Raw genomic sequence first — 6,106 nt, 5'->3', positions numbered from 1 at the left:
TTATGCCTACTTTAAAAACTAAGTGGTGTCATTGATGTTTTGTGGGATTCTATTCTTATTTAGGGACAGCTACCAGAATAGGGATTGATCGTAAATTACATTAGAGAACTATTGATGAGCAAATTTGAAAAAGTGCGCAAAATCCTCAAAAATTTGTCTTTATAAGATGCGCATATAGAGCTTGATATTTCTTTTATGCTTGTATATGATAGATTCGATTCTATTGTGCAAAATTCTATATTTACTGATTTATAGTTAGAGAATATAAATTTTTATGAGTAAAATGTCATCAAAGATTTTATAGTTATGAAGCAGTAAAATTTATAAATGTGTAAGTATCAGATTTTTAAAAGTGAAAGTTATAATATGCATTGCGGCATATATAAAAGAATTATTAAATTTATATATGACATACAAAGATTAATCAGCGAAAATTTTACGTCCTTTATGTCACTTTTTTAGATTTCATATTTATAGCTGTAAATGCAAACATTTGAAAATGTACACAAATCTTCGTTGTTTGTCTTTATGAGACGTATATATAGAGGTTGACATTTCATTGTGTTCTCATATCACAGATTTTATTATACAAAATTTGTTTTTCATTTTTCTTTAACAACATATAAGCTTTAATGAATCTTTTTTGCTGTATATTACGGAGCTCTTTATTTACAAACGGATACTTGTTTATTTATAGGTGAGTAGGAAATATTGAATTATAAACCGTGCCAGAAAAGTACAAATCTATCTGCCTTAGGTATTCTGCTGTAAAAGAGCAAATTTGAAAAGAGCACAAGCTTTTTTGCTGATTTGTTCTGTCCATGTGAGACTTACATGCTGAGATTAACGATTTTTATGCCCGTATATTGCAGACTCTATTGTGAAAAAATTGGTATTTGTTCAGTTATGGTATTCTGAATAAATTATGATTAAGCAATGATAAAAAATATTTTCTTAAAGTGTATAAAATTGTTGAATATTAACAATAATTAATTTAGAGAGTTTCCTAAAATTTAATGTTTCACGTGAAACATAGAGTGGAACAATACATATAAAAGTGCTATAATGAAAATATCTCTATAATCCCTCAAAAGGAGGAAGAAAATTGGGAAGAATAATAGCGGTAGCTAACCAAAAAGGTGGGGTTGGCAAATCAACAACAGCCATCAATCTGTCAGCCTGCCTTGCGGAAAAAGGGAAAAAAGTTTTAGCAATAGATATTGATCCGCAGGGAAATACAACCAGTGGCCTGGGAGTTGATAAAAATACAGTGGAGAACACGCTGTATGAGCTTTTGCTGGGACAGGCAGATGCAAAAAGTACAATTGTTAAAAACGTAGTGGAAAATTTGGATTTAATTCCATCCAATGTGAATTTGTCAGGTGCGGAAATAGAACTGATTGGCGTAGATGATAAAGAGTATATTTTAAAAAGAATAACGGACAAAATACGCAGAAAATATGACTATATTATTATGGATTGTCCGCCATCTTTAAATATGCTGACCATTAACGCTTTAACAGCAGCTACATCGGTTCTTGTGCCAATACAGTGTGAATATTATGCTTTGGAGGGTTTATCTCAGCTGATACATACAATTGATCTGGTAAAAGAAAGATTAAACAAACGTCTTGTTATGGAAGGCGTTGTGTTTACTATGTATGATGCCAGAACAAACTTATCTTTGCAGGTAGTGGAAAATGTTAAGGATAATCTTCAGCAGAATATTTATAAGACAATTATTCCCAGGAATGTAAGACTTGCGGAAGCCCCCAGTTATGGACAGCCAATCACTATTTATGACTCACGCTCCGCAGGAGCAGAAAGCTATCGTTTGTTAGCAGAAGAAGTAATAAACAGGGAGGGTGAATGATGGCAGTAAAAAAATCTGGGCTTGGAAGAGGTCTTGATGCGCTTTTTCCGGAAAAGTCTGTTCCTTCAAAATCAGGAGCAAAGGATACAAAAGAAAAAACAGCAGTTCATCCTGTGAAAACCTCTGAAAAGAAAGAAGAAAAAACAGCAGGCGGTCCAGTAATTGTAAAAATCTCAAAAGTGGAGCCAAATCGTGAACAGCCACGTAAAAAGTTTGATGAGGATGCATTATTGGAGTTATCTGAATCAATAAAACAATATGGAATTTTGCAGCCGCTTCTTGTATCTGATAAGAAGAGCTATTTTGAGATCATAGCTGGTGAAAGACGTTGGAGAGCTGCAAAAATGGCTGGATTAAAAGAAGTTCCTGTTGTAATAAAAGAGTTTTCAGATCAGGAGATTGTTGAAATTTCTCTGATTGAAAATATACAGAGAGAAGATTTGAATCCGGTAGAAGAGGCTCAGGCATATAAGCGTTTAATTGAAGAATTTCATTTAAAACAGGATGAGATTGCGGAACGGGTTTCAAAGAGCCGGACAGCAGTAACAAATTCTCTTCGTCTTTTGAAACTTTCACCGCGGGTTCAGGAAATGGTTGTGGATGAAATGATATCTGCCGGACATGCCCGTGCAATTCTGGGGATTTCTGACTTTGAAACACAAGAAATGATCGCTTTAAAAGTATTTGATCATAAACTGAGTGTTCGTGAGACAGAAGCTCTTGTGCGGAAGATTTTGAAACCTTCACGTCAGAAAGAGACAGTTTCAAACTCAGCAGAGGATGCTGTTTACGAAAGTCTGGAAGAAAAAATGAAAGGAATCACAGGTACAAGAGTATTTATTCACAGAAAGAAGAATAATAAAGGAAAAATAGAAATCGAGTATTACTCCAGAGAAGACCTGGAACGGATCATTGATCTGTTTGAGTCTATTGGATAAAAGGGGGATCAGATCATATGAGTGCTATTTTTGAAAATATAGGAATTGATCCCGGAATTATTATTATCATACTTTTGATTATTGTAATTATTTTGATTGGAAGTATGATAAGCTATAGTTTGAGACTGAGCAGGCTGGAGAGAAAATATAAGATGTTTATGAAGGGCAGCGATGCACAGTCACTGGAAAAGACATTTATGAGAAAATTTGCACAGATTGACCGGCTCTATGAGGCAAAGGAAAATCATGAGCAGACAATAAAGTCGATTGTCAAAAATTTCAGAGTGATCTTCAGCAAGTATGGAGTAGAAAAATACGATGCTTTTGATGACGTAGGCGGCAAACTCAGCTTTGCGCTTGCTCTTCTTGATAAAGAAAATACAGGTCTGATCTTAAATGCGGTTCACAGTCGCGATAACTGCTTCCTTTATCTGAAGGAAATTGTAAAAGGTGAATCTTATGTAATGCTCAGCCAGGAAGAAGTTGAGGCATTAAGAAAAGCTGTCAATTTTGGACTGGGAGAACTGGAAGAGGATGAAACTGACAAATTAAATTAAAAGTTAAATTTTGAGGAGGAAAATCATGTTAGATATCAAGTTTGTAAGAGAAAATCCGGAGATCGTAAAACAGAATATAAGGAATAAATTCCAGGACAGCAAGCTGGAACTGGTAGACAAGGTTCTGGAGCTGGACAAAGAAAACAGAGCCATTAAGCAGGAGGTTGAGGCGTTAAGAGCTGAGAGAAATAAAATTTCCAAACAGATTGGCGCTCTGATGGGACAGGGAAAACGCGAAGAGGCAGAGGAAATTAAAAAGCAGGTGGCTGCTTCCGGAGCACGTATTGATGAACTTTCTGCAAGAGAAAAAGAAGTAGAAGAAGAGCTTCTGAAGGATATGATGGTAATTCCGAATATCATTGATCCTACAGTACCTATTGGAAAAGATGACAGTGAAAACGTTGAGGTTGAAAAATTCGGAGAGCCGGTTGTTCCTGATTTTGAGATCCCGTATCACACAGAAATCATGGAAAACTTTGATGGAATTGATCTGGACAGTGCCAGAAGAGTTGCAGGAAACGGATTTTATTATCTGATGGGAGATATTGCCAGACTTCACTCCGCAGTAATTTCCTATGCCCGTGATTTTATGATCAACAGAGGATTTACCTACTGTGTACCGCCTTTTATGATCCGCAGCAACGTGGTAACAGGTGTAATGAGCTTTGCGGAAATGGATGCTATGATGTATAAAATTGAGGGTGAAGATCTTTACCTTATTGGAACAAGTGAGCATTCTATGATCGGTAAATTTATTGACCAGATCATTCCGGAGCAGGAGCTTCCAAAAACTCTTACCAGCTATTCCCCATGCTTCCGTAAAGAAAAAGGAGCTCATGGTCTTGAGGAAAGAGGCGTTTATCGCATTCACCAGTTTGAGAAGCAGGAAATGATTGTTGTATGCAAGCCAGAAGACAGCAAAATGTGGTTTGAAAAATTATGGCAGAATACAGTTGATCTGTTCCGTTCTCTGGATATTCCGGTTCGTACACTGGAATGCTGCTCCGGCGATCTGGCTGATCTGAAAGTGAAATCCATAGACGTAGAGGCATGGTCTCCAAGACAGAAGAAATACTTTGAAGTAGGAAGCTGCTCCAACCTTGGCGATGCTCAGGCTCGTCGTCTGAAGATCCGTGTCAATGGTGAGGATGGAAAGAAATATCTTGCTCATACATTAAATAATACAGTAGTAGCACCGCCGAGAATGCTGATTGCTTTCCTTGAAAACAATCTGAATGCAGATGGTTCTGTAAACATTCCGGAAGCACTTCAGCCATACATGGGCGGTATGAAAAAGATTGAGAAAAAGACCCGTGCATAAAACGGGTATGGAGGTGTTTTTGTGCACAGTTATCTGAGGGCGGTTGGTTTTTCCAAAGTCAGAAGCAGGGAAGAGATAAAAGAAATTATCGGAGATACTGTAAGGAACTATGATGAAAAAATAGCTGTTGAAGGTCATCCGGATGGCATTTTTACAGAGTTTTCAAAGAATTATGGATGTGACTGCGGTATTACAGTGTGTGGTCAGTATGACGAATATAATCGTTTTCATGTGGATTACTATTTCCCGTTTTTCAGAGGAACCGGAATTACCACCCAGGAGCAGGTAACTGTGGAAAGACATCTGGACAGAGAGTCATTTGCAGGAGCCTGTGATGACCTGAGAATAGGAATTACTTTGATTTTTTATCTTCAGAATGCTGCAGAATATCTACAGGAAAAGGGAAAAGAGAATCTGGGTGCACAGCCGGTGACTTTGACTGGACTTGCAGAAGAAGGACGGGTTTTACTTCCTGCAATGAAAGATAAAGAAGCAGTAAAAGTGGAAAAAGAGGTTATGAAAAACAGAAGCAATCTGATTGCAGCTGCCAGAGATGGAGACGAAGAAGCAATGGAAAGTCTTACAATGGAGGATATGGATACATACTCCATGATTTCTCAGAGAATTGCAACAGAGGATCTTTTTTCCATAGTAGAATCCTATTTTATGCCATATGGAATTCAGTGCGATCAGTACAGTATTCTGGGAGAAATTCTGGATGTTCATACATTCAAAAATATTTTGACAGGAGAAGAAATTGTACAGATGACTGTCGAATGCAATAATATGCAGTTTGATGTCTGTATTAACAGAGAAGACCTTTTAGGCGAGCCAACTATAGGAAGAAGGCTGAGAGCCAATATCTGGCTTCAGGGACAGGTACATTTTTAGAACAGTAACAATATTTCTAAATTCCTGAAAAATTAATTATACTCTTGTAATTTTAATCAGGATATAGTACAATTTCAATTAGACAATACAGTATACCAGATGGTACATAGATACCATCTGGTATACTGAAAAAGAAAAGGCTTAGACTGATGGATAATTCAGACACTGACTGCGAAAGCAGAAATCATCGAAAAATCTTGATTTTAAGCCCAAAACAGATATTTGTTTCCTTAGTTAAATGGATATAACAAGCGCCTCCTAAGGAGGAACCAAGGTTATCACTTCCTGAAAAAACTTTTGGGTTCAAATCTAGTTAAGAAGAGTAAAAATTGACACGAAGGTGTTACCCTAATAGGTGAGTGCTTTGATGTCACCAACATGAAAAATAATAGTAATTAACAGCTTGAAAAAAGCTGATAATTAAATAAAGGTTGCCATTACCAAAAAGCCGGAAAATCGCGTGTTTTCAAGGGAAAATGGCATTTTGTCTCGTTAGTTAAATGGATATAACATGGTCCTCCTAAGA

General features: G+C 36.8%; 5 protein-coding genes. All 5 read left to right on the top strand.

The genetic code is table 11. The features are described 5' to 3' along the window. Positions 1–1,105: 1,105 nt before the first annotated feature. Genes QVP40_RS00485 through QVP40_RS00465 form a run of 5 tightly spaced genes read left to right on the top strand, consistent with a single transcriptional unit; the run spans position 1,106 to position 5,580 of the window. Complete coding sequence (locus QVP40_RS00485) at positions 1,106–1,873, top strand: ParA family protein (protein ID WP_022066555.1); 768 nt, start codon at positions 1,106–1,108, stop codon at positions 1,871–1,873. Next, entirely contained in the window at positions 1,873–2,811 is a 939-nt protein-coding gene (locus QVP40_RS00480) for a ParB/RepB/Spo0J family partition protein (protein ID WP_022066554.1), read from the top strand. The genes QVP40_RS00485 and QVP40_RS00480 overlap by 1 nt, the downstream gene beginning before the upstream one ends. Positions 2,812–2,828: 17 nt before the next feature. Then, positions 2,829–3,368, top strand: coding sequence for a DUF4446 family protein (locus QVP40_RS00475; RefSeq protein ID WP_022066553.1), 540 nt, complete (start codon positions 2,829–2,831; stop codon positions 3,366–3,368). A gap of 25 nt (positions 3,369–3,393) precedes the next feature. Next, complete coding sequence (gene serS / locus QVP40_RS00470) at positions 3,394–4,689, top strand: serine--tRNA ligase (protein WP_022066552.1); 1,296 nt, start codon at positions 3,394–3,396, stop codon at positions 4,687–4,689. A gap of 21 nt (positions 4,690–4,710) precedes the next feature. Then, positions 4,711–5,580, top strand: a complete 870-nt coding sequence (locus QVP40_RS00465) for a DUF3881 family protein (RefSeq protein ID WP_022066551.1) — start codon at positions 4,711–4,713, stop codon at positions 5,578–5,580. The last annotated feature ends 526 nt before the right edge of the window (positions 5,581–6,106 follow it).

This window comes from Blautia sp. CAG:257, assembly GCF_000433815.1.
In the GTDB taxonomy this organism is placed as follows: Bacteria; Bacillota; Clostridia; order Lachnospirales; family Lachnospiraceae; genus Blautia_A; species Blautia_A caecimuris.
This window is presented reverse-complemented; position numbering and strand designations above follow the sequence as displayed.

Coding starts and splice junctions, on each gene's coding strand:
- QVP40_RS00480 (WP_022066554.1), top strand. CDS start 1,873: ATGGCAGTAAAAAAATCTGGGCTTGGAAGAGGTCTTGATGCGCTTTTT.
- serS (WP_022066552.1), top strand. CDS start 3,394: ATGTTAGATATCAAGTTTGTAAGAGAAAATCCGGAGATCGTAAAACAG.
- QVP40_RS00475 (WP_022066553.1), top strand. CDS start 2,829: ATGAGTGCTATTTTTGAAAATATAGGAATTGATCCCGGAATTATTATT.